The 23,435-nt window shown below is 71.5% G+C and carries 21 protein-coding genes and 1 pseudogene; 13 read left to right on the plus strand and 9 right to left on the minus strand.

What is annotated here, in order from left to right:
- Positions 1–36: 36 nt before the first annotated feature.
- From ACFYRX_RS23620 to ACFYRX_RS23630, 3 genes are all read right to left on the minus strand, one after another.
- Positions 37–3,435 carry a BTAD domain-containing putative transcriptional regulator gene (locus ACFYRX_RS23620; RefSeq protein ID WP_389102983.1) on the minus strand — a complete coding sequence of 1,133 codons (3,399 nt, stop codon included), beginning with the start codon at positions 3,433–3,435 and terminating at the stop codon, positions 37–39.
- A gap of 363 nt (positions 3,436–3,798) precedes the next feature.
- Positions 3,799–4,692 carry a glycosyltransferase family 2 protein gene (locus tag ACFYRX_RS23625; RefSeq protein WP_389102986.1) on the minus strand — a complete coding sequence of 298 codons (894 nt, stop codon included), beginning with the start codon at positions 4,690–4,692 and terminating at the stop codon, positions 3,799–3,801.
- Between the two features lie 163 nt (positions 4,693–4,855).
- A complete protein-coding gene (locus ACFYRX_RS23630; protein WP_389102989.1) occupies positions 4,856–5,299 on the minus strand; it encodes a DUF3052 domain-containing protein in 444 nt (147 codons plus the stop codon).
- 199 nt (positions 5,300–5,498) lie between these two features.
- Between ACFYRX_RS23630 and ACFYRX_RS23635 the strand changes: the two genes are divergently transcribed.
- A complete protein-coding gene (locus ACFYRX_RS23635) occupies positions 5,499–6,047 on the plus strand; it encodes a dihydrofolate reductase family protein (RefSeq protein WP_389102991.1) in 549 nt (182 codons plus the stop codon).
- Between the two features lie 344 nt (positions 6,048–6,391).
- Positions 6,392–7,162, plus strand: a pseudogene (locus tag ACFYRX_RS23640) (helix-turn-helix transcriptional regulator); the annotation flags it as partial.
- A gap of 93 nt (positions 7,163–7,255) precedes the next feature.
- On the opposite strand, the gene ACFYRX_RS23645 reads toward ACFYRX_RS23640, so the two are convergent.
- The 3 genes from ACFYRX_RS23645 to ACFYRX_RS23655 all read right to left on the minus strand — a co-directional run bounded on the left by ACFYRX_RS23645 (position 7,256) and on the right by ACFYRX_RS23655 (position 10,932).
- Positions 7,256–8,737 carry an FAD-binding oxidoreductase gene (locus ACFYRX_RS23645; protein ID WP_389102992.1) on the minus strand — a complete coding sequence of 494 codons (1,482 nt, stop codon included), beginning with the start codon at positions 8,735–8,737 and terminating at the stop codon, positions 7,256–7,258.
- Positions 8,738–8,834: 97 nt separating this feature from the next.
- A complete protein-coding gene (locus ACFYRX_RS23650) occupies positions 8,835–10,022 on the minus strand; it encodes an MFS transporter (protein WP_389102995.1) in 1,188 nt (395 codons plus the stop codon).
- Positions 10,023–10,188: 166 nt separating this feature from the next.
- Complete coding sequence (locus ACFYRX_RS23655) at positions 10,189–10,932, minus strand: SDR family oxidoreductase (RefSeq protein WP_389102998.1); 744 nt, start codon at positions 10,930–10,932, stop codon at positions 10,189–10,191.
- 287 nt (positions 10,933–11,219) lie between these two features.
- On the opposite strand from ACFYRX_RS23655, the gene ACFYRX_RS23660 reads away from it, so the two are divergent.
- The 3 genes from ACFYRX_RS23660 to ACFYRX_RS23670 are packed head-to-tail and all read left to right on the plus strand — an operon-like array spanning position 11,220 to position 13,466.
- On the plus strand, positions 11,220–12,260 hold the full coding sequence (locus tag ACFYRX_RS23660; protein ID WP_389103001.1) for a phosphotriesterase: 1,041 nt from the start codon (positions 11,220–11,222) through the stop codon (positions 12,258–12,260).
- Complete coding sequence (locus tag ACFYRX_RS23665) at positions 12,250–12,591, plus strand: cupin domain-containing protein (protein ID WP_389103004.1); 342 nt, start codon at positions 12,250–12,252, stop codon at positions 12,589–12,591. The genes ACFYRX_RS23660 and ACFYRX_RS23665 overlap by 11 nt, the downstream gene beginning before the upstream one ends.
- A complete protein-coding gene (locus ACFYRX_RS23670; RefSeq protein WP_389103006.1) occupies positions 12,588–13,466 on the plus strand; it encodes an SDR family NAD(P)-dependent oxidoreductase in 879 nt (292 codons plus the stop codon). Before ACFYRX_RS23665 ends, ACFYRX_RS23670 begins: the two co-directional genes overlap by 4 nt.
- A 70-nt stretch (positions 13,467–13,536) precedes the next feature.
- Here the strand turns inward: ACFYRX_RS23670 and ACFYRX_RS23675 are convergent, their stop codons facing one another.
- Both ACFYRX_RS23675 and ACFYRX_RS23680 read right to left on the minus strand, forming a co-directional pair.
- On the minus strand, positions 13,537–14,535 hold the full coding sequence (locus tag ACFYRX_RS23675) for an aldo/keto reductase (RefSeq protein WP_389103009.1): 999 nt from the start codon (positions 14,533–14,535) through the stop codon (positions 13,537–13,539).
- Complete coding sequence (locus ACFYRX_RS23680; protein ID WP_389103011.1) at positions 14,532–16,043, minus strand: FAD-dependent oxidoreductase; 1,512 nt, start codon at positions 16,041–16,043, stop codon at positions 14,532–14,534. The genes ACFYRX_RS23675 and ACFYRX_RS23680 overlap by 4 nt, the downstream gene beginning before the upstream one ends.
- 420 nt (positions 16,044–16,463) lie before the next feature.
- Here ACFYRX_RS23680 and ACFYRX_RS23685 point away from each other — a divergent pair, with 420 nt between their 5' ends.
- The 7 genes from ACFYRX_RS23685 to fabI are packed head-to-tail and all read left to right on the plus strand — an operon-like array spanning position 16,464 to position 22,164.
- Positions 16,464–17,432, plus strand: coding sequence for an AfsA-related hotdog domain-containing protein (locus ACFYRX_RS23685; protein ID WP_389103014.1), 969 nt, complete (start codon positions 16,464–16,466; stop codon positions 17,430–17,432).
- A complete protein-coding gene (locus ACFYRX_RS23690; RefSeq protein ID WP_389103017.1) occupies positions 17,432–18,115 on the plus strand; it encodes an HAD family hydrolase in 684 nt (227 codons plus the stop codon). Before ACFYRX_RS23685 ends, ACFYRX_RS23690 begins: the two co-directional genes overlap by 1 nt.
- Positions 18,112–19,119, plus strand: a complete 1,008-nt coding sequence (locus tag ACFYRX_RS23695) for a beta-ketoacyl-ACP synthase III (protein ID WP_389103020.1) — start codon at positions 18,112–18,114, stop codon at positions 19,117–19,119. The genes ACFYRX_RS23690 and ACFYRX_RS23695 overlap by 4 nt, the downstream gene beginning before the upstream one ends.
- 54 nt (positions 19,120–19,173) lie before the next feature.
- Positions 19,174–19,425 carry an acyl carrier protein gene (locus tag ACFYRX_RS23700; RefSeq protein WP_266462935.1) on the plus strand — a complete coding sequence of 84 codons (252 nt, stop codon included), beginning with the start codon at positions 19,174–19,176 and terminating at the stop codon, positions 19,423–19,425.
- Positions 19,425–20,672 (plus strand): beta-ketoacyl-[acyl-carrier-protein] synthase family protein, encoded by a 1,248-nt coding sequence (locus ACFYRX_RS23705; RefSeq protein WP_389103024.1) that lies wholly within the window; start codon positions 19,425–19,427, stop codon positions 20,670–20,672. The genes ACFYRX_RS23700 and ACFYRX_RS23705 overlap by 1 nt, the downstream gene beginning before the upstream one ends.
- Positions 20,669–21,379 (plus strand): 3-oxoacyl-ACP reductase FabG, encoded by a 711-nt coding sequence (fabG, locus tag ACFYRX_RS23710; protein WP_389103027.1) that lies wholly within the window; start codon positions 20,669–20,671, stop codon positions 21,377–21,379. The genes ACFYRX_RS23705 and fabG overlap by 4 nt, the downstream gene beginning before the upstream one ends.
- The gene (gene fabI / locus ACFYRX_RS23715; protein ID WP_389103030.1) at positions 21,376–22,164 is read left to right on the plus strand and encodes an enoyl-ACP reductase FabI; all 789 of its coding nucleotides are present in this window, start codon (positions 21,376–21,378) and stop codon (positions 22,162–22,164) included. The genes fabG and fabI overlap by 4 nt, the downstream gene beginning before the upstream one ends.
- Positions 22,165–22,289: 125 nt before the next feature.
- Here fabI and ACFYRX_RS23720 read toward each other — a convergent pair whose 3' ends face one another.
- Positions 22,290–22,556 carry a hypothetical protein gene (locus ACFYRX_RS23720; protein ID WP_389103032.1) on the minus strand — a complete coding sequence of 89 codons (267 nt, stop codon included), beginning with the start codon at positions 22,554–22,556 and terminating at the stop codon, positions 22,290–22,292.
- A gap of 288 nt (positions 22,557–22,844) precedes the next feature.
- Here ACFYRX_RS23720 and ACFYRX_RS23725 point away from each other — a divergent pair, with 288 nt between their 5' ends.
- Positions 22,845–23,414 (plus strand): SMI1/KNR4 family protein, encoded by a 570-nt coding sequence (locus ACFYRX_RS23725; RefSeq protein WP_389103039.1) that lies wholly within the window; start codon positions 22,845–22,847, stop codon positions 23,412–23,414.
- The last annotated feature ends 21 nt before the right edge of the window (positions 23,415–23,435 follow it).

The following is a 23,435-nucleotide window of genomic DNA, read 5'->3' on the forward strand; positions in this document are numbered from 1 at the left end:
CCGCGACTGTCCCCGGCTGTTCCCGGCGATCACCGACTACCCGCGTAAGCCCGAGTCGTCGAGCAGTGCGATGAGTTCCTGGAGCACCGTCTTCTCGTCCGTGCCGTCCAGAGCGTCCAGAGCGGCCCGCCACTGCTCGTACGCCTCCTGGGTCCTGCCCCGCTCGCGCAGCAGGAGTCCGTGCTGGTGGCGGGCGAGGGCACCGGTGTAGCGGTCGGCTCGGGCGTCCGCCCGGCCCAGCAGCTCCGCGCACTCGGCGGCGGCCCGGCCACCGTCGCCGATCAGGCGCAGGGCACGGACCAGGCCGAGGCGGCTCTGGGACTCGCCGTGCCAGTCACCGGGGCTGCCGAGGATGCGCAGGCTCTCCTCGAAGTGCGCCATGGCGGCGGCCGGTTCGCCCAGGGTGAGATGGGCGTAGCCGATGTTGCAGTGCGCCGAGTGCCGTACGACCACGCTGCCGGTCTCCTCACCGATGGCGAGCGAGTGGCGGTGCTGCTCGATGGCGGCGCGCGGGTCGGTGTGTTCGTACAGGTTGCCCAGGTTGCTGTGGGCCACGGCCTCGCCGAAGGGGTCGTCCAACTGCCGTGAGCGGGCGAGGCTCTGCCGCAGCGCCTCGCCCGACTCGGCGTACCGGCCCAGGCTTTCGAGCAGCAGGCCCCGGTTGTTGAGGCAGCGGCGGGTCCAGGAGTCCGCGCCGAGCCGCCGCCAGATGTCCAGGGCCCGGTCGTTGAGGGCCAGGGCCTCGCCGTGCCGGCCGGTCAGGAAGTGCAGGCCGGCCAGGTCGCCCAGGGCGCATGCCTCCGCCGCCTCGTCACCGAGCCGCCGCGCCACCGTGAGCGCGGCCCGGCCGAGGACCTCCGTCTCGGGGACGCGGCCGCTGCGCTGCAGGAAGGGCGAGAGCAGGCGCAGCAGGGTGGAGACATGGGCGGCGGTGCGCTCGTCCGGGGTGTCCGTGTGGCGTTCGGCCAGGGCGACGATGTTCTTCAGCTCCGACTCGCCCCAGGCGAACGCCTTCTCGGAGGACGGGAACGGCGGGATGGCGAGGACGTGCGCCGCGTGCTCCGGCGGCTGCGATGCGGTCGGGCGGCGGCGGTCGTCCAGGTCGAGACCGGGTTCGACGATCGCGGTCAGGGCGCGTTCGGCGACGGCCGCGTACCAGCGCAGGGCGGTGCGGGCGATGTCGGAGGCGTGTCCGGTGCCCGCGAGTTCTCTCGCGAAGTCGCGGACCAGGCCGTGCGGGGCGTAGCGGCTGTACGCCGTCTCCTCCAGGAGGGCCACGTCGACGAGGCGGTCGAGGGCGTCCTCGGCGCGGGACTCGTCGGTGCTGTCGGCGCTGTCGGTGCCGAGGAGGCGGGCGACGAGGGGGACGCCGTAGGTGGGCAGGTCGAGGGCGCCGATGCGGCACAGGGCGAGAGCGGCGTCGCGGTCGGAGCGGCGGCCCGAGGCGGCGAGGGCGTCGTGGGCGACGGCGAGGGAGCGGCGGACGGAGAGGTCGTCGTACTCCAGGTGCCGCAACCGGTCTTCGGTGGCGGCGAGTTGGTCGGCGAGGACATCGGGGGTGAGGGCGTGCCGGGCGGCGAGGCGGGCGGCCACCACGCGGAGGGCCAGAGGGAGGCGGCCGGTGAGTTCTATCAGGGGGTGGGTGGCGTCGATCGGGGCCGCGAGGGAATCGGGCGTGCCGGGCGCGATGGATACGGGGCCGGTCCGATCATCTCGACTGTCCCTGCCGTCCCGGCCCGAAAGCGCGCGCAGCAACTCCGCGCTCTCCTGCGCCGAGAGCGGGGTGAGCGGGAAGCGGTGGGCGTCGTCGAGCGCGGTCAGGGGGGAGCGGCTGGTGACGATCACCGCGCAGCCGCCGCCGGCCGGCAGCAGCGGCCGTACCTGTGCGGCGCTCGCCGCGTCGTCCAGCACCATGAGCGTGCGGGTGGGCGCGAGCAGCGAGCGCAGCAACGCGGCCGCCGCGTCCGGGTGTTCGGGGATGCTGCGCGGATCGGCGCCGAGGTCGCGGAGCAGGGCGGTGAGTGCCTGGGCCGGGGTGAGCGGGGTCATCCCCGGGGTGGCGCCCTGGAGATTCACATAGAGCTGCCCGTCAGGGAAACGTTCCCGCAGCGCGTGGGCGACATGCAGCGCGAGCGCGGTCTTGCCGACGCCGGCCATACCGCTGATGACACCGACGCGGGGGCCGCCGGCGAGGGTGAGGACACGGCGGAGGTCGTCACGGGTGGCGACACGGCCGGTGAAGTGGCCGGGAGGCGGAGGGAGTTGGGCGGGCCGGGGCAGCGGGAGGGAAGCCGGGGGTGATGCCTCGGCGTTGAGGTGGGGTGGCTTGTGGGGGTGGGGATGGGGCCCGTGGGCGTCGAGGTAGGGGTCGGGCGACTCGGGGTCGAGAGGCGAGGGCTCGGTGGCGGGCTGGGTGTCTTCGCGCGTAGCGCTTGCGGGAAGCACGCCGGAAGAGGCCGCCTGGCCGGCGGGGTGTGCGTTGCGTGCGTTGCTTGCGTTGCTGGCGGCGTCCGTGTCAGCGGCCCGTCCGGAGCCGTCAACGCCCTTTCCTGCACGGCCTGTTGCACGTGCACCCCCGGCCCTGTCGCCTCCGCCTCCCCCGTCGGCCCGCTCACCGCCGTAGGACACCCCCGTGACCGGGCCGGTCGTCGGCTCCCCTCCCCCGCGCAGCACCTCCACGTGTGCCTCGCGGACCGCGGGTCCCGGCTCGACGCCGAGTTCCTCGACGAGGCGGTTGCGGAGGTCGCGGTGGACGGCGAGGGCCTCGGCCTGGCGGCCGGTGCGATGGAGGGCGAGCATCAACTGGCGGTGGTAGGACTCGCGGAGGGGGTGTTCGGCGGCCAGTGCGGAGAGTTCGGGGACGAGGGCGTCCGGCCGGGTGGGCGCGAGGGCGAGCTCGGCGTCGTAGCGCCACTCCAGAAGGAGCAGTCGCGCTTCCTCCAGGCGCTGCACCAGCGCGTATCCGGCGAGTTCGGAGGGAACTCCGCTGAGCGGGGCGCCCCGCCAGAGCGCGAGGGCCGCCGCGCAGGCGTGGACGGTGTCCGTCCAGTTCCCCTCGGCGTGCGCGGCGCGGGCCGCGGCGGCATGGTTCTCGTAGACCTGGACGTCGAGTTCGCCCGGCGCCACGCGCAGCAGATAGCCGGGGGCCGACGCCTGGAGCCGTTCGGGGTCGTCGAGCAGCCGTCGCAGCCGCGAGACGTGGTTGTGCAGGGAGGCCTTCGCCGAGGCCGGCGGGGAGCTGCCCCACAGCGCGTCCTTCAGGGAGTCGACGGAGACGACCCGGCCGGCTTCGAGGAGCAGCGCGGCCAGCAGGATCCGCTGCTTGCGGCTCCCGACGACGCGTGCAGCGGCGCCGTCACCCCCGTCGCCGTCGCCGTACAGGATCGGCGGTCCGAGCAGTCCGAACCGCAGCCCCGACTGCGGTCCACGCCCCATCACGTCGCCCACTTCTGGCGGATTTCCGCCCTCTTCACGGCGGTTTCCCGCCAGCCACCCGACGCCGGCCCCTGCCTGAATCGGCTACTGCCTCGCGGCCCCACACCGCCGATTCCCCCTCGTCGCCGTCGACTTCACGCCAACTGGCGAGCAGCGAAACGGAGATGCGTTGGCCACATGTTAGCGATTTGTTGGCGCAACCTGATGTGATCACTACATCGGATCTGGCCCGAGGGCGCGCGCGTACGACGCGCAACTCGGGGGAGTGTCGCCGTCGCGGCCGGATCCGTGGGACGCGAGAGGGTCCCGGTCGGTGGAGGTGAACGACCGGGGCTCTCGTCCCGTCCTCGGGGCCGCGGGCTCTCAGATGACGGGCGGCCGTCCCAGCCGGGCGAGTTGCCACACCGTTCGCCAGCGCATCGGCCGCCGTTCACCGGCAGGTTCCCGTACGCCCTCGACGAACCCGCCGAACCAGGCGCGCAGTCCGCTCGCCGAGCGTGTGCGCAACAGGGTGAGCGCCATCCACACGCCGAGGTGGACGGGGACCAGGAGCAGGGGCAGCCGACGGCGTACCAGCCAGACGCGGTTGCGGGCGTTGACCCGGTAGAAGATGGCGTGCCGGGCCGGTGAGGTCCTGGGGTGCTGGAGCAGCAGTTCGGGAGCGTACAGGATCCGCCAGCCGCGGTCGGCGGCCCGCCACGCCAGGTCGATCTCCTCGTGGGCGAAGAAGAACTCCGCGGGCCAGTCGCCGGTCTCGGCGAGCATGGCCGTACGGAAGGCGTGGCCGCCGCCCAGGAACCCGGTGACATACCCGCCGCGCAGCGGATCGGAGGCGCCGACGCGGGGCACGTGCCGCTGCTGGGTCTCGCCGTTCTCGTCGGCGATACGGAAGCCGATGATGCCGAGACGCTCGTCGGCGGCGAACAACTCCTGTACGCGGCGCAGCACATCGGGGTCCACGAGCAGTCCGTCGTCGTCGAGTTCCACTACGACGTCGATGTCGCCGAAGTCCCGCAGCCGGGCCAGCGCCACGTTCCGGCCGCCGGGGCAGCCGAGGTTCTCCTCGACCTCGAGGGTGGTGACCCCGCCGGGCAGGGAGAGCCGCTCGGCGAACTCGGGCAGCCGGCAGCCGTTGCCGACGATCACGATCCGTGCCGGGGCGATGTCCTGCTTGGCCACGGACCGCAGCAACGCGTCGATCTCGTCGGGCCGGTTCCCCATGGTCACCACGGCGACGGCGATCCTCGGCGCGTCCATGTCCCCACCTCGTCCACTCGTACCGTCGTCCCGACGGGCATCAACCGGCGCGATGCTAGCCGTTCACGGTAAGGACTTCTCAGGTATGGGGATGCGGGGGTGGGGTGGAGGACGGTGCGGTAGGGCGGCGGCCGCCCCTGTGCCGCGTCCCATGGCCTGTGTCTCACCCCCGCCGGTTCTCCCGCCGCCGCACGAATTTCAGCCCCGACCAGTCCTCCCCCAACGCCGCGACTTTCACATCGACGACACCGAGTGGGAGGAACAGATCCCGCAGAGCGTTCTCGGTGATGTCGCTGACGTGACCGGCGGCCCTGCGCGGCCAGGCGATCCACAGCGCGGCGGTGTCCGCGAGGTCGGCGGTCAATGCGTCCGCCTGGGCCGCCAGCCGTACGTACTCACGGTGGAAGCTGAGGGCGACATCCGCGCCGCGCGGCCCCCCGGCGGCGAGGTCGCAGTGCTCGGGCAGGCCGGGGATGTCCCACCCGTCGGGCGCACCGTCGAGCCGCACCCGGTGTCCTGCCTTGATGCCGAGCTTCTTGGCGAGGGGCGTACCGGAGTATCCGCTGCCGGGATATCCGCCGCCGCCCGCCGACCCGGTTCCTGACATACGGCACCTCCGCGCACTGGTCCGGTCCCCTCGGCTCATGATCCCAGGGCGCCCCCGGGCGGCCACCGCACCGGCCGCGCGAGCAGCGTCCCTCCTCCGCGTCGGGCCACCGCAGATGCGCGCCCGCCTTCCGCCGTCGTGCTCCCACCAGCCGACCTATGATTCGGCCTCGGGCCGCCAAAGTCCTCGGAGAAGACGCATGAGTGATGTGAGCACCGGTACCGGCACCGGCAAAGTGGTCGTGAACAGGGCGATGTCGCTGGACGGGTTCATCGCCGGTCCTGACCACGCGATGGGCTGGATCGCCGAGTACCTGACTGCGGATGCGGTCCCGGAGGTCATGGCGGCCACGGGCGCCATGCTCGTCGGCCGGGGGACGTACGAGGTCGCCAGGCGTATGGCCGACCAGGGCCCCGCCTACGACGGGGGAGCACAGTTCGTCCTCACCCACGAGCCCCCCGACGAGCCGGACCCCACCGTCACGTTTCTCACCTGTGACCTCGAGGAAGCGGTTGCCACGGCACGCAGCGCCGCGGGCGGCAAGAACCTGGAGATCCTCGGTGCCGACGTGGCCGCCCAGTGCCTGCAGCGCGGGCTCGTCGACGAGATCCTGGTGTATGTCCTACCGGTGCTGCTCGGCGACGGCGTCCGCTTCTCGCCCCCGGGCCTCGGCAGGATCGACCTGGAACCTTTCAGCAACACCCGGTCGGGCGCTGTCACGACGCTCCGCTTCCACGTGCGGAGGTAGACGCAGCCCTCCGGCACGCGCGGACCCCCTGATGTCCGGTGCCACCCACCGGCTACCGGCTGTCGCGCCCGCTCATGACGGTGCGTAACCCGCCGGGCACCTAAAATCTCGTCTCACCTGGCGGTCGTCCAATGCGGGTGACGAGATGCCCCAGGCGTCCCCAAGGTTAAAGCAGAGTTACCACGGACACGCTGGGTAAAAAACTCGAAAAAGTTCTGCCAAAGAGTGAATATCCGACGGAGTCCGTCCCCGCTGCTTCCTCCACACAAGCGTGGGTGCGGCATGTATCTTTGGAGCAACCCGCCGTACCCCGGCGGGAATCATGATGCCAGGGGGAGTGCAGAATGCTGGTCACTGAACGGCAACGAAAAGAACTCGCCTCCTTCCTTCGGAACCGGCGCGAACGGCTCACACCAGAGGCCGTCGGTATCAAGAATTCATATGGCCGCCGCCGCACCCCGGGCCTGCGCCGAGAGGAACTCGCCCAGCTCGCCGGGGTGAGCGTGACGTGGTACACCTGGCTCGAACAAGCCCGCAGAATCCGGGTGTCGAGCCAGGTCCTGAGTGGACTCGCACGGGCCCTGCGGCTCGACACGACAGAGACCGGGCACCTGTTCCGACTGGCCGGCGAATTACCGCCCGCCACCCAGGCCCCCCAGTCAAGGGAAAGCATTCCCGCGCAATATCTTACGTTCCTCGAATTTCAGGACCCGTTGCCCGCATTCATCGTCAACAACCGTTTCGACGTGTTGGCATGGAACCACGGATTCTGTACGCTTTTCCCCTATTTCGAGTCCCTGGAGCAGAGTCGCCGCAACACCCTCGTGATGATGTTCGACGAGCGGGCCCGGGAAATGTACCCGAACTGGGAGCAGGACGCGCTCGAGACCGCCGCGCTGTTCCGCGCCCAGGCCGCCGATCAACTCGCCCAGCCCGAATACGCGAAGATGATCGACGACCTGCAGGGCGAGTATCCGGAATTCAGGGAACTGTGGGAGCGGCTCGATCTCGCCCCGCCCGTCCCCTCCGTACGCTGCTTCGACCATCCGACACTCGGGCGGATCGAACTCGGCTATGTGAAGCTGCGGCTCTCGAGCGCGGACGCGACCATGGTCGTCTACCAGCCCGTCCTGGACAGTTGCCTGCTCGCCCGCTTCCGTGATCTGGTCGAGGAACGGATCAGGGTGCGGCTGCACTCGGCCGGGGGCTCAGTCGGGCGGTCGTACCGACAGAGCGTGCCGGAAGACGTCCCCTGGGTCCCAGACGGCCTTCACCCGCTGCAGTCGGGGGTAGTTCCCCTTGAAGTACAGCGCGTGCCAGGGAACTCCTGAGGTGTTCCAGCGCGGGTCGGCCAGATCCACGTCCGGATAGTTGATGTACGACCCGTCGGTGCGTGCGTCGGAGACGGGCACCCCGCCGGTCTCCGCGTACAACTCCCGGTAGAGCTCCCGGATTCTGCGGATGTGCCGCTCGTCCTCGGCGGGATCGGTCCAGTACGTTCCCAGATAGCTCTTGAGGACCGAGTCCCGCTGGGCGACGACGGTCGCCGCGGAATCCACGGCGTTGACCTTCCTGCCGTAGGAGAACAGCACCACCGTCGTATGCCCGTCGTAGTCGCGATCGGAGAGATACCGGAAGAGCAGTTCGGTCTCCGCGGCCGAATAGGGCCGGCGCAGATAGGCGCCCTTGCTCTTGGAGCGGGTCAGCACTCCCCTGTTCTCCACGTCCCGCTGGCTGACCTGAAGCCACGGCATCCCGGTGCGGGTCACCCGGCCCGGGGCCCGTACGCCCTTGCCCACCGCCGCGACGTACTCGTCAAGTCGCCTGCGGGCATCGGGAGTCGACCCGTCGAGCTGAGCGCTGAGGGTGATCCGGCCGACCGCGCGCTGGTTGAGGTACAGCGCGCTGTACAAGCTCTCGTACGCCGGGTCCGAGCCGTCCTCCTCGCTGTGCCAGTCGCCGTGGTTGCGGACGAGCCGTGCGAAGTCGCGCTCGCTCAGTGACTCCCAGGGCCACTCGGCAGAGGCGAAGAGAGTCGTCTCCGGGGGCCGGGGCAGCAGATCCTGCGGGGCGTCCGTCTCCGCCTCCGGGGAGCGGAACCAATAGCGGGTGACGACACCGAAGTTGCCGCCGCCCGCGCCGGTGTGCGCCCACCACAGGTCGTGATGGGGGTCGGCGGGGTCCCGCGATGCCACCACGGTGCGCGCCTCATCCGGGCCGTCGGCGACGACGACCTCCACCGCCTCCAGATGGTCGACGATCAGCCCGTGCTGTCGGCACAGGGCACCGAAGCCGCCGCCCTGCACATAGCCACCGAGCCCGACCGAGGGACAGGTGCCGCCGGGCACGGCGACGCCCCAGTTCAGGTACAAGGAGCGGTAGACAGACCCGAGCAGCGCGCCCGCGCCCATGCCGAAGGCCCGCCTGTCGGCGTCGTAGGTGACGTCGTTCAGCTCGGACAGGTCGATGAGCGTGCGCACGGCCGGGTCGTCCACCAGGCCCTCCAGGCCGTGGCCTCCGCCGCGGATCGCCAGCCGGGACCTGTCGCGGACGGCGGCGGTGACCGCCCGGCGCACGTCCTCCGCGGTACGCGGCACATGGACGCGGTTCGGGCTGCCGGTGAAGCGGGTGTTGCGCGAACGCGTGGTGAGAGAGAGGTAGCGGGGGTCGGCGCGGGTGATCGCGGGCACACCCTGCGCGGGGATCCGCGGTTCGACGGAAACGGGTGCGGGTGCAGATACGGGTACGGGTGCGGCAGAAATGTCTGGAACGTCAGGAACGGATATGTCAGGCATCGGTGACCACAGCCGCCTTTCGTGAGGCCACGGCGCGGCGCACGGCCGCGTAGCCGAGGAGCAGGAGCAGGGCGCAGGCACCCGCGGCGCCGCCGAGGAGGGCGGTGTCCGGCCAGCCGCCGTGCGCCCAGAACGGACCCGTCAGCGCGGAGCCCGCCGCGCCGCCGAGGAAGTAGCAGGTCATGTAGACCGTGGTGACCCGGCTGCGCATCTCGTCGCCGACCTGGCCGAAGACCGTCGTCTGGTTCGAGATGTGCGCGGCCTGGACCGCGAAGTCGATCAGGACGATCGCCGCGCCGAGCACGAGCAGCGAGGACGACAGGGCCGACACCACGGCGAACGAGACCGCGATGAGCGCGAACGCGGCGGCGCTGACGGCCCGTTGGCGCCCCCGGTCGGCGAACCTGCCCGCCAGGTTGGCGCCGAGCGCACCGCCCGCGCCGAGCAGTCCCATCGCGCCGATCGCCGCGGAACCGTAGTGGTAGGGACCCTCGATCAGCCGGAGCGGCACGGCGGTCCACAGCACGGTGAACGCGGCGAAGCCCAGGGCGCCGTACAGGCAGCGCTCCACGATCACCGGCCGGGTACGGACAAGGGAGAACAGCGAGCCGATGAGCCGGGCGTAGCCGCGGGCGGTGAGGGGGGCCGGGGCGGGCTGCGCGGGCAGGATGCGGCGCAGCGTCACGCACACCGCGAGCATCAGGACCGCCGCGCCCCAGAACACGGCCCGCCAGTCGACGAGTTCCGCCACCACGCCGGCGAACGTCCGGCAAAGGAGCGCGCCGAGGATGACCCCGGTCATCACGGTGCCGACCACCTGCCCGCGCCGCTCGGGCGGCGCCATTCCGGCGGCCTGCGGCACGATCACCATGGCGGCGACGCTCACCAGGCCGAGCAGGAAGAACAGCCAGATGAGGAGGTCGTCGTCGGCCCACGGGATCACCGCGAGCACAGCGGCCGCCGTGGTCACCAGGACGGTGAGGAGCCGCCTGCGGTCGACGGCGTCGCCCAGCGGCACCAGCGCGAACAGACCGAGCGCGTAGCCGAACTGGGTGGCGGAGACGGACGAGGTGAGCGAGCCGGGGGTGCGGTGCAGCGACGCCGCGAGCTCGGGCAGGATCGGCTGGAGGTAGTAGAGGTTGGCCACGCACAGGCCGCAGGCGGCCGCGAGCAGCAGCACGGTGCTCCGGCCGACTCGCGGCCGCGGGGGGGGGGGGGGGGGGGGGGGGGGGGGCCCGGCCCCCCCCCCCCCCCCCCCGGCCGCCCCCCCCCCCCCCCCCCCCCCCGGGGGGGGGGGGGGGCGCGGCCCCCCCCCCCCCCCCCCCCACCGCCGTGTGCCGCCTGGCTCACAGCGTGCCGCCGCCATCGACGTGCAGCACCGCACCGGTCACGAAGGTGTTCTGCAGGAGGTGCAGCACCGAGGCCGCGACGTCGTCGGGCTGTCCGATGCGTCCCACCGGAGTGCTCTGCGCGGTCTGCTCGAAGAGGCCGGCGCGGGCGTCGTCGGGCAGGAAGGACCACAGCGGGGTGTCGATCAGGCCGCCGACGACGACGTTGACGCGCACCGGGGCGAGCTCTACGGCGAGGGAGCGGCCCATGCCTCCGATGCCCGCGTTGGCCGCGGCGGTCGCGCTCATGTCGGCGTACGACTTGAAGCCGGCCGCACCGGCGATCAGGACGATCGAACCCTGGCCGGAGATCTTCTTGCCGGCGTGCCGGACGCTCAGGAGCTGCCCGACGATCTTGGTGTCGAGGGCGGCGCGTACGGCGTCGAGAGACACGTCGTAGACGGAGCCGACGGCCATGTCGCCGGGGCACACGACGAGGTGGTCGAGGGAGTCGATGCCCGCGAAGAAGGCGCGCACGCTCTCCTCGTCGGTGACGTCCACGACACCGGTGGTGATGCCGTCGATCTCCTTGGCCGTCTGCTCCAGCTTGTCCTGGGAGCGGGAGCCGACGACGACCTGTGCGCCGGCGGCGGCGGCCTGGCGGGCCACCGCCCTGCCGATGCCGGACGAGCCGCCGATCACCACGACGCGGGCGTCGGCGAGAGAGGAGGCGGATGCGGAATAAGCGGGGGAAGCGGACAAGGTCGTCTCCTGGTCACGAGCGATTGAGTGCTGATCGGCCGGGGCAGAGTGAAAGCCCGGCCACTCATGACGCTGTCAGCTCGCGCGTGGGGCAGGGAGGCGAGGATTCATGCTAGTTGGAATACCACCTGGTTAGGCCTTCGCAGGCACGCCACCATGGGTTGTCGCCGGGTGCAACGGTTCGCCCGGCGCAACGGTCGGCGCGCGACACGGCGTACGCGTACCCGTCGCTGTCATCTCGCCCGACGCCCGACGCCGCAATGGCTGTTATTCCGAGGCGGTTCTCTGTGAGTACGGAATTTCCACTCCCGCACGACCCGGTTCCGACGGTCCGTGGACCGGTCGCCGCCGCGGACCTGGGCGTCACACTCGCGCATGAGCATCTCTTCGTGCTGAGCCCCGAGTTCCAGTCGAATTTCCCTCACTTGTGGGACCGCGAGGCCGGAGTGCGCGAGGCCGTGCACCAGTTGGGGAATGCCTACGCGGCAGGTGTGCGGACGCTGGTGGACATGACGGTGCTGGGCCAGGGCCGCGACATCGATCTGGTGCGCGCGGTCGCCGAGCGCACCCCGGTGAACATCGTCCTCGCGACCGGCGTCTACAGCGTCGACGGCATCCCGCTCTTCGCCCGCTTCCGGGGGCCCGGCGCCGCCATAGAGGCCGACGATCCGCTGATCGAGCTGCTGTTGCGCGATGTCACCACCGGCATCGCGGACAGCGGCGTCCGGGCGGGTCTGGTGAAGTTCGCCTGCGAGCGCACCCCGCCCGACGGGGCCGCGCACCGGATGGCCGCCGTCGTCGCCGAGGTGCACCGGCGGACCGGTGTCCCCGTCGTCGTGCACTGCGACCCCTTCGAGGGCAACGGCGTCCCGCTGGTGCGGCTCCTGGAGAAGGAGGGTGTGCCCGCGGGCTCCGTGGTCGTGGCGCACGCCGGGGACTCCGCCGACCTCGATGGGCTGCGTGCCCTCGCCGACACCGGCTGCGTGCTGGGCTACGACCGGTACGGCATGACCCCCTTCGCCCCCGACGAGCAGCGCAACGCCACCCTCGCCGCGCTCGTACGGGCGGGCCACACCGCGCAGTTGCTCGTCTCGCAGGACCACCCGGTGCACATCGACTATCTGACGGCCGAGCAGCGGGAGCGGACGTATCCGGACTGGAGTTATGTGCATCTCTTCGAGCGCGTCCTGCCGCTGCTCCTGAAGGAGCCCGGCATCGACGACGCGACCGTGCACACCCTCCTCGTCGACAACCCGCGGCGGCTGCTCTCCCGCATCGCCGCGCCGCGCCCCGGGGACCACCCCACGGAGGCCCGCGATGCCGCTTGAACCCTGGCAGGAGCTGGGCGCCGGCCTGCTCATCGACGAGGAGCACGTCAAGTGCTGGGTGGAGACCGTGCCGCCCGGCGAGCAGCGGCCCGCCCACACCCACCGGCACCCCTGGGTGACCGTCGTGCTCTCCGGGGCGCACGGTGAATCCCTGGACGAGAACGGTGAGTTGATCAAAGCCGTGACGCTGGAGACCGGCCAGGTGGTGCACAACCGCGGCGAGTCCCTGCCCATGCGGCACTACGTCCACAACCTCTCCGACCAGACCCTCGTCATGGTCGCCATCGAACTCCGTACGCCCACGGCGCCGGAGGAAGGACCGAGTACATGAGCCGACACGAAGGCCGAGCGGAGCAGAGCGGCGCGGGACAGCCGCCGAACACCCCCGCCCTGGTCACCGGGGCGACCTCCGGCCTCGGCCGGAGCCTCGCGCGGGCCCTTGCCGACCGTGGCTGGACCGTCCTGGTGCACGGCAGGGACGAGGGCAGGTGCGCCGAGGTCGTCGGCGAACTGCGTGCGGCGGGCGGCACGGCCCATCCGTATGTCGCGGACCTCTCCTCGCTCAAGGAAGCCGCCGAGCTCGGCGGGAGGGTGGCCGCCGAGCATCCCTCGCTGGGGCTGCTCGTGAACAACGCGGGCGTGGGCGCGGGCCGTGACGCGCGCCACCGCGAGGTCAGCCGCGACGGCTACGAACTGCGCCTCGCCGTCAACTACCTGGCGCCGGTGGTCCTCACCCGCACGCTGCGCTCCCCGCTGCGTGCGGCGGGCTCGGCGCAGGTCCTCAACATCGGCTCGATCGGACAGAGCCCCGTCGACCCGGACGACGTGCAGTTCACCCGGCGCTACGACGGCATGGAGGCGTACACGCGCAGCAAGTTCGCGCTCGCCGCCTTCACGTTCACCATCGCCGAGGAGTACGCGGCCGAGGGCATCCGGGTCAACTGCGTGCACCCCGCGAACTACATGGACACCACGATGGTCACCGAGGCCGGGGTCCGCCCCTGGTCCTCGGTGGCCGAGGGGACCGCGGCCGTGCTGAACGCCATCGACGACGGGGCGCGGGGCGCGAGCGGCCAGTACTACAACGAGGACCGCCGGGCCAAGGCGCACCGCCTCGCCTACAGCGCCGACACCCAGCGGCGGCTCGCCTCGCTCACCGACAAGCTCATCGGCCCGGCGGAGGGGGCGAGCGGCACGGCCTGGTGAGTGCCGGCACCTTCGGCGGACACGTCAGGGAGGGCCCGGGTGCGAGTCGCACCCGGGCCCGTCCCTTACCTCAGTCCTCCTGGACCAGTGCCAGCAGGTGGTCGGGGAACCGCTCGCCCGCGAAGGCGCCGGCGGGGGCGATCTCGTCGACCTGGTCCAGGACTTCGGGGGTCAGCCTGACGGCTCCCGCGGACGCGTTCTCACCCATGTGCGTACGCCGCTGTGCTCCCGGAATCGGTACGACGCCCTGCGCGACGAGCCACCCGAGGGCGAACTGGGCGGGCGAGCAGCCGAGTCGGGCAGCCAGTTCGCCGATCCTGGTGACGAGGTCCTGGTTGAAGCCGAGGTTGTCGTGGGAGAACCGGGGCAGGCCGCGGCGCATGTCGTCCGGGGCCAGTTCGGCCCCGGAGAGCTCCCCGGAGAGCAGGCCGCGGCTGAAGGGGCTGTAGGCGACGAACCCGATGCCGAGCTCGCGCACGGTGGGCAGCACGGAGCGCTCCGGGTTGCGGCTCGCGAGGGAGTACTCGGTCTGCACGGCAGTGATGGGGTGGACGGCGTGCGCCGCGCGGATCGCCGCCGTACCGGCCTCGGAGAGGCCCAGGTACCGCACCTTTCCGGCTTCGACCAGCTCGGCCATGGCGCCGACCGATTCCTCGACCGGCACGTCGGGGTCGACGCGGTGCAGGTAGTAGAGGTCGATGTGGTCGACGCCCAGGCGTTTGAGACTGGCGTCGACCGCCTCCTTGATGTGCCGGGGACTGGCGTCGACCCGCACACCGTCGGGGGTGCGGATCAGGCCGCACTTGGTGGCGAGAGTGGCCCGGTCGCGGTGTCCGCCGGCCAGGGCGCGGCCGACGATCTCCTCACTCAGGCCGGCGCCGTACATGTCCGCGGTGTCGAGGAAGTCCATGCCCCGGTCCAGGGCGCCGTGGATCGTACGGATCGACTCGGCCTCGTCGCTGTCTCCGTAGAACTCGGCCATGCCCATGCAGCCGAGGCCGATCACGGACACCTCCAGGCGGCCGCCGAGCAGGATGCGGTCCAGAGCGCGCGGTGTGGTGGTGGTCATGCCTTCTCCTCGTTGGCTACGGGTGGTGCGGCCATGCCGGTGGGCCCGGTCTCGCCGGGTGCGGCGGGCAGCAGTTGTTCCAGTCGGCGCAGGGCACCCGCATCGGTGAGGGCGGCGGCAGCGGCGACGACGCCGTCCGGGCGCACCAGGACCACCCCGGCACGGCGGGCGCCCAGGGCGCGGGCGGCCCGCGCGTCCAGGTGCGCGCAGGCGGGTGTGTCCCGCTCGGGGAAGGGGGTGGGGCCCGTGAGGACGAGCAGCGCATGCCGTCCGTCGCGCAGCAGGTCATGGGTGCGGCCGCCGGACGGAAGCGGAACGTCCGGCAGCCGGGTCCCGGGGCCGAGCTGTCCGAGCGAGGGCCCCTCGGCGGGGTAGCGCAGGTCCATCTGCGCGAGCCGGGAGGGCAGGACGCGGTCGAGGACGCCGCTGCGCTCGGCAGCCGACGCCGCCAGGTCACGCGCCCGCTCGCGCCAGCCGCTCCAGGTCCACAGGCGGGTCTGGCGGTCGGTGTCGTCGACCACGGTGCGCGCGACATGCCTGCGTTCTTGTTCCCAGGCCCCGAGGGCGGTCTCCGGCAGCCTGCCCCGGATCACGTCGGCGAGCCGCCAGGCGGCTTCGTGAGCGTCCTGGATGCTGGTGTTCAGGCCCTGGCCGCCGGCCGGGCTGTGCACATGCGCGGCGTCGCCCGCCAGCAGCACCCGCCCGTCGCGGAACCGGTCCGCCATCCTGCGGTGGACCTGGAAGTGACCCGCGCCGATGGCGGAGACCAACTCCAGGGGAACGGGGCTGCGTTCGGCCGCGATGGCGCGGACGGTCTCCTCGACGTTCTCGGGCCCCGCGCCCTCCGGGGCGCTGCCGAAGACACGGATACGCCCGCCCGGGAGACCGACGACGACGAGGACACCCGTGGGGCCCATGAAGTAGTGCGCCTCGGCGTGTGCGAGCGGCGTGTCCCACTCACCGTCGACGAGGACGAACGACTGGGGGTACGTCGGCCCGGTGAAGGCGACGCCGAGCTTCTCGCGGACCGCGCTGTGCGCGCCGTCGCAGCCCAGCAGCCGGCCCGTGCGGTGGACGGTGCCCGACAGGCCGGCGTCCACCCCGTCGGCGTCCTGGGCGAGGTCGGTCAGCGGATGACCGTACTCAACCCGGCCGCCTGCCTCACGCAGCGCGTCGAGCAGCAGCTCCTCGGTCTCGTTCTGCGGGAGGGAGAGGGGGGTTCCGAAGCGACTGCCCTTCAGGCCCCGGAAGTTGATGCGGGCGACGCGGCGGCCGCGGGCATAGTAGTTGGCGGCAACGACAGGAAGTGCCGCGTCCCGGATGCGGTCCTCCAGACCAAGGCGTGCCATCACCTCCAGCGCGCGCGGCTGGAGGATGATCGCCTTCGCATGGGGGTTCCTTCGGGCCGCGCGATCGACAATCCTGGTGTCGATCCCGCGGCGGATCAGCTCGGTGGCCATCATCAGGCCGGTCGGCCCTGCGCCGACGACCAGTGCTTCGCTGTCCACGGTGATGCGTCACACCTCCTGCGTTCAGGGGGGAACAGGCATACGGGTAGGGCGTGGGTGGTGCGCCGGACAACATGGTGCATGAACTCCAAGAGCCGGACGTGGTGCGCGTGATACCCCTGAGCCCAGCACCACCCTGGGCGATTTCTGCGGCCGGGAATCCGGGCCTCGGTGGCTGCGGGGCTCGTGGCGGGCCCCGCGTCGGGCGGTCGGCGACGCCCCGCGGCCGAACGTCCACGCGCTTTCAGCGACCGCGAATCACCCCATACAGCGGAAGTCGGGACACTCCGGCTCGGGGTAACTGGTAGCGATTTCAAGGGTATGAGCCGCACGGGTGGCAGAAGGATCTGGCTGGCGGCGGCGAGGCGCTCGAAGAATATGAGCCACGAGCCCGGCCACTGCACAAGGAGCAGCACACCGATGCCCCTCCCCCAGAGCGCCCTCGCACCGGACGCGGCCCCCACCGCACCGGCCCTCTCCTACCGTCACACGATCGACCGCGGCGATGTCCACCGATGGGCGGTCAGCGAGGTCTTCCTCACCGACTACGCCGACCTGACCTCGGACAACTACCTGGCGGCCGCCCAACTCCCGCCCGCTCACCACTACTTCGGCGACCACACCGGACCGGCCGCCGACGCCCCCGACAGCATGCTTCTCCTCGAGTGCTGCCGGCAGGCCGCCACCTGCATCGCCCACCGCGGCCTCGGCGTCGCCCGGGACAGTGCCTTCCATGTCACCGACTGGACGCTCGAACTCGCCGGTGCCACCCCGCAGCCGGTCCACGGCAGGCCCCTCGAGATCAGCATCCGGGCCGCCGTCACCCGCAGCCGGGTCCGCTCGGGAACGGTGCGCGCCGCGCGTTACGTCCTGGAGCTGTCGCACGGCGGCACAACGCTCGGCCGCTGCGACATCTCCGCCCGCTACTCCCCGGCGGAGGAGGCGGAGATCGTTCGCCGCTACCACCGCAAGTCGGCGCCTCCCCTGTCCGGTTCGCTGCCGCCCGTACCTCCGGGCACACCGGTGCCGCCCGCCGAGGTTGCCCGCCGCGACCCCGCCAACGTGGCGCTCGCCGACGCGCGCCGGGTCGCCGGCGGGGTGGCCGCAGTGGTGGCGGTGCCGTCCGTGCACCACACGCACTTCGACCACCCGCAGGATCACTACACGGCGATGATCCTCATGGAGGCCGCCCGGCAGGCCGCGCTCCTCGCGGCGGGCACCGGCGTGCGGATCACCGGCTACCGCTCGGCGTTCGCCAGGTTCGCCGAACTCGAGTCCCCCGTCCGGGTGTCGGCCGTGCGCCGCCACTGCGACGAGGTGGCCGTCCGCTTCCGCCAGGACGGCATTGTCGTCAGCGAGATCACCGTCGGTGTCTCGGAGGACTTCTGATGGCCGCCGCACCCGGGCCGGTCCGAGCGGTCTGGACCGACTACGGCGGCGTCCTGACCCCTCCGACAGCCGAGTCGATGGAGTCCTTCTGCGCCCGGCTCGGCGTCCCGTCGCTCACGCTTCTCGCCGCCATGCGGCAGGTGTCCCGCGACTGCGGGGCGGGCGACGACATCATGGCGCCGCTCGACACTCCACTGCTCACCCAGGAGACCTGGGAGCGCCGCGTCGAAGCCGCCCTCGCCGCACACAGCGGGATCCGCGTCGACCTCAGCGACTACCCCGGGCGCTGGTTCGCCGACCGCGCCGTCAACCAGCCCTGGCTCGACACTCTGTACCGGTTGCGCCGACAGGGCGTGTTCGTCGGCCTGTTGTCGAACATGCCGCCCGCCTGGGACCGGCACTGGCGCCTCGCCGTGCCGCCCGAAGGTCTCTTCGACGCGGTGGTGCTCTCCTACGACTCCGGCTGCCGCAAACCCGAGAAGGAGATCTTCCGCCTCGCCGCCGAGCGGGCCGGGGTGCGCCCCGAGGAGTGCGTGCTCGTCGACGACCTCGCGGTCAACTGTGCGGGGGCGGAGCAAGCCGGCTGGCACGGTGTCGAGTTCACCGGCGCCGACACCGCCACGGCCAGGATCGACGCACTGACCGCGCCGGGCACCGCCCTCGTCCCGGGAGGCGACCTGTGAGAGCCGCCGTCATCAGCGGCATCGGCTCATGGCTGCCGCCCGACCTGGTCACCAACGAGGACCTCGCCGTCCGCATGGACACCTCCGACGAGTGGATCCGCACCCGAACCGGTATCCGTACCCGGCACTTCGTGTCCGCCGGGATGCCCACCTCCCGTCTCGCCGCGGAGGCCGGGGCGCGGGCCATGGAGTCGGCGGGCACGGCGGACGTGGGCGCCGTGGTGCTCGCCACCACCACGCCCGACCGCCCCTGCCCGGCCAGCGCGCCCGAGGTGGCCCGCCGCCTCGGCCTCACCGGCCGCCCGGCCTTCGACGTCTCCGCCGTCTGCACGGGATTCCTGTACGCCCTCACCACCGCGGCCGGGATGATCGCCTCCGAAGCCGCCGATCAGGTTCTCGTCATCGGCGCCGAGGCCTTCAGCACCCTCATCGACCCTCAGGACCGCTCCTCCGCTGTCGTGTTCGGCGACGGCGCCGGCGCGGTGGTGCTGCGCGCAGGGGAGCCGGGCGAGCCCGGTGCCCTCGGCCGGATCGTGCTCGGCAGCGACGGTTCGCTCGCCGACCTGATCACGGTGCGGGCCGGCGGCTCCGAGCAGCCCCATCCCGGTGCCGACCCCGAACGTACGGACCCGGCCGACCGCTACTTCTCCATGCGGGGCCGGGAGGTCTTCGGGCACGCCGTGACCCGCATGTCCGAGTCCGCGCGAGCCGCGCTCACCCACACCGGATGGCAGCCGGGCGACGTCGACCGGCTGGTCGGCCACCAGGCCAACCTCCGTATCCTGCGGGCCGTCGCGGAGCAGCTGGACATCCCGGCGGACCGGCTCGTCGTCCACCTGGACCGGGTCGGCAACACCGCGGCGGCCTCCATCCCGCTCGCCCTGGCACACGCGCACACCACCGGCGAACTCACGCCCGGGGCACGCGTCGTACTCGCCGCCTTCGGAGGCGGAGCCACGTGGGGCGCCACGGCACTGACCTGGCCCTCGCTGAAGTCCGCGTAACCACAAGCCCGTTCACTCCCCCATCGCAACCCACGCCCGAAAGGCGGCACAGCCATGAGCACCTTCACGCCCCCCACCTTCGAGATCCTCTCCCAGGTCCTGGAGGAGAAGTTCGGCGTCCTGCGCGACGACATCAAGCCCGACACCGTCCTGGAGGACATCGAGCTGGACTCGCTCGCGTTGATCGAGGTCGCGCTGACCCTGCAGAAGCAGCTCGGCTTCGCGATACCCACGGAGGACCTCAACAGCAGCGGCACCGTCTCGGACCTCTACGAGCTGGTGAACACGGCAGCGGAGAAGGCCTGATGGCCCAGCACCCGGGACGGGACATGCCCGTCGCGATCACCGGAATCGGCCTCGTCACCCCGGCCGGCATCGGAGTGGCGGCGAACTGGGAGCGGCTCCTGTCGGGCCGCCCCACCGCCCAGCGCGACCCGGCGCTGGCAGGGCTGCCCGTGGACATCTCCTGCCGGGTCCCCGGCTTCGACGCCAACGCCCTGCTCGGTCGCTCCACGGCCTGGCGCCTGGACCGGGTCAGCCAACTCGCCCTGGTGGCCGCCAAGGAGGCCCTGACCGACGCGGGCCTCGACCCGCAGACGTGGGACGGCACCCGGGTGGGCGTCGTCATGGGCAACGCGCTGGGCGGCACCGCCTCCTACGAGGACGCCCACACCACGTACCACCAGGAAGGCGCCGACCAGGTCTCGCCGCTGGTGATGGTGAACTGGCCGGTCAACATGATCTCCGGCTATCTCGCCATGCACTGCCGGGCGCTGGGCCCGAACCTGGTGGTGGCCACCGCCTGTGCGTCCGGCGTCACCGCGGTCGGCACCGCACGGCAGATGCTGCAGTCCGGCGTCTGCGACATCGTGCTCGCCGGCGCGTCCGAGGCACCGCTGAGCCCCACACCGATGGCTGCCTACCACCGGATGGGCGCACTGTCGCGGCGCACCGACGACCCTGCGGGGGCATCCCGCCCCTTCGACGCGGACCGCGGCGGATTCGTGGCCGCGGAAGCGGCGTCCGTGCTGGTCCTGGAGCGCGAGCAGGACGCACGGGCACGGGGCGGCACGGTCCGTGCGCTGGTCGCCGGCTTCGGGGCCAGCGCCGACGGGCACCACGCCTCCGCGCCGGACCCGGCGGGCGCGGGCGTGGAGCGCGCCCTGCGCTCGGCGCTCGCCGACGCGGACATCGCTCCCGACACCGTCGACCACGTCAACGCCCATGGCACGTCGACCAGGTTGAACGATCTGATGGAGTCCCAACTGATCAGCCGCGTGCTCACCGGGCGGCCCTCGGTGACGTCCACCAAGGGGGTCACGGGACACGCGCTCGGTGCCGCGGGCGCCATCGAGGTGGCGTACACGGCCCTGACCATCGAGCACGGTCTGGTGCCGCCCACCGCCAACCTCGACAAGCTCGACCCCGAGATCGACATCGACGTCGTCAGCGGTGCGCCGCGCGAACAGCGCGTCGCCACGGCGACCAGCCATTCCTTCGGGTTCGGCGGGCAGAACGCCGTGCTGGTCCTCCAGAAAGCAGGCACCCGATGACCGGCGGCCGGTCCGTCTTCGTCACCGGAGGGAACCGCGGCATCGGTCTGGCCGTCGCCCGTGCCTTCGCCGCGCAGGGCGACCGGGTGGCGGTCGGCCACCGGTCGGGCGAGCCTCCCGAGGGCCTCTTCGGCGTACGCTGCGACGTCACGGATTCCGACTCGCTGGACTCGGCGTACGAGAAGATCGAGGCCGAGCACGGTCCGGTGCAGGTCCTGGTGGCGAACGCCGGAATCATGCGGGACAAGCTGGCACTGCAGACCACCGACCAGGACTTCCTGGAGATCCTCGACACGAATCTGGTGGGTGCCTTCCGGTCGGCACGGCGGGCCATCCCCGGGATGCTGGAAGGACGTTGGGGGCGACTCGTCTTCATCTCCTCCTTCTCCGGAATGCTCGGTTCTCCCGGGCAGGCGAACTACGCGGCGTCGAAGACGGGCCTCACCGGCCTGGCCCGCTCGCTCGCCAGGGAGCTGGGGCGCCGGGGCATCACGGTGAACGTCGTGGCCCCCGGCTTCATCGACACCGACATGGTCGCGGGCGTCACACCGAAGCGGCGTGCCGAGTACCTCTCCATGACGGCACTCGGCCGCCCCGGCACCCCCGAGGAGGTGGCGAACGTGGTGCGCTTCCTCGCCGGCGAGGACGCCTCGTATCTCACCGGCGCGTTTCTGCCGGTGAGCGGCGGACTCGGGATGGGCGTATGAGTACGGAGCCGAAGGACGTCGGACTGCTGGCCGGAAAGCGGCTGCTGGTCACCGGCGTGCTCTCCGACACGTCGATCGCCTTCCATGTGGCGCGGATCGCCCAGCAGGAGGGCGCCCAGGTGGTGCTGACCTCGTTCGGGCGGGCGCTGCCCATCACGGAGGCGATGGCCGAGCGGCTGCCCGCGCCCGCACCCGTGATCCGGCTCGACGTCACCGACCAGGGCGACCTCGACGCCTTGGCCGACGCGGTCGCCGAGCGCCTGGGCGGCCTCGACGGAATCGTGCACTCGATCGCGTTCGCCCCGCGGTCCGCGCTCGGCGGAGCCTTCCTGGAGACGTCGTGGCAGGACGCGGGGACCGCGCTCGAGGTGTCGGCGTACTCCCTCAAGGCCCTGGTCACGGCATGTCTTCCGCTCCTGGAGGAGGGCTCGTCCGTGGTGGGGCTCGACTTCGACGCGACCCTGGCCTGGCCCGGCTACGACTGGATGGGGGTCTCCAAGGCCGCGCTCGAGTCGGTCACCCGCTACTTGGCGATGTACCTCGGCGAACGGCGCGTCCGCGTCAACCTCGTCGCGGCGGGCATGGTCCGCACCCTGGCGGCGCGCTCGATCCCCGGAGTGGAGCGCATGGAGGAGATCTGGCGCACCCGCCCGCCGCTCGCCTGGGACGTCCACGACCCGGAACCGACGGCGAAAGCCTGCGCGGTGCTCCTCTCGGACTGGCTGCCGGCCACCACCGGCGAGATCCTGCACGTCGACGGAGGGCTTCACGCGGTCATGACGTGAGAGGCATCGGCCCGTTCCCGGCTGCCGCTGCACCGGCACCGCACAGCCGGGAACGCGGCTCGCCCGGGGGCGTCACCCGCGGCACGAGCGACGGCACGGCCCTGGTCATCGTGCGGTGGTGAGTCCTACCGCCTGTTGATGCCGGGCAGGTACACGCCGTAGGAATCCAGCATCGTGACGGTCTGGGCCCGCGTCCGCTCCCTCATGTACGGCCAGACCGCCTCCACGAGGCCGTCGGCGTTCAGGAGCTGTTCGAGCACCTCGAAGTAGGCGGCGCCTCGGACGCTCTCCAGGGAATGCTCCGTGAGCCGCTCCACGAAGTCCCAGCATCGTTCGAGCAGTTCTGTGTCCGGGGTGTCGCTCTCCAGCTGCGGTATCAGGACGGGCGTCATGAAGCACTCGGCCGGCACCGACTGAATATGAAATGGCGCGCCTTCGGTCAAAACGGCTTCTTCGGCAGGCATCTCGGAATCTCTTCGAAGGGAACGTCACTCATGTCTTTCCGGTTTCTGTGCGGTGGTCGCCGATGCCGGTACGGAGCCTGTCGCGCACGATGCGCTGCGCGGGCAGACGGATCCGCCCGCACTCCGAGTACCATTCCTGCGAGGTTTTCCGGTCGGCGCTGCGCAAGGTGGCTTACGTAGCCGTAGAGGGCGTTCGTACAGAGAGGATCGTGGGTGATGGGCGTGGTGGAAAGCTGGTCCCGCGTGATGGGTCTTCTTCAGGAGCACGCCCCAGCCGATCATGCGGATCTGCCCGGGCCGGCCACTGAACAGATGCTCGCGGCCGCCGAGGAACGGATGGGCATCCCGCTTCCTCGGGACGTGCGGACATGGCTGTTGCAGAACAATCTGGATGTTCCTGACGAAGACGTGGACGACGATGTGGCATGTTGCGGTTTCGACGGATTTCCGGACGAGGGAATGTTCTTTCTGGGCATTCGGGCCATGGAAAAGCTCTACGCGAACCACTCCACGCCCGGTGGGGTCAACCCTCCGGATCAGCCGGACAATCCGTTCTGGCGCAATGAGTGGATCCCTTTCCTGTCGGACCAGGACGGCTGGACAGGAAAGTTCGTGGACGCGCGGGACGGCCGTATCGGCAGGTGGTTCGTGGGTGAGAACACGACCACGGGCGAGTACGCGTCACTGGCTCACTACTTCGACTCGGTGGCGGAAACGCTCACGAAAATCGCCGACGGAATCCACCCGACCTGCTCGGTCGCCGAAGGACGGCTCGTCTGGTCGTGAAACAGAAGTGCCCCCCGGTTG

It is taken from the genome of Streptomyces sp. NPDC005374, assembly GCF_042872225.1.
Classification (GTDB): Bacteria; Actinomycetota; Actinomycetes; order Streptomycetales; family Streptomycetaceae; genus Streptomyces.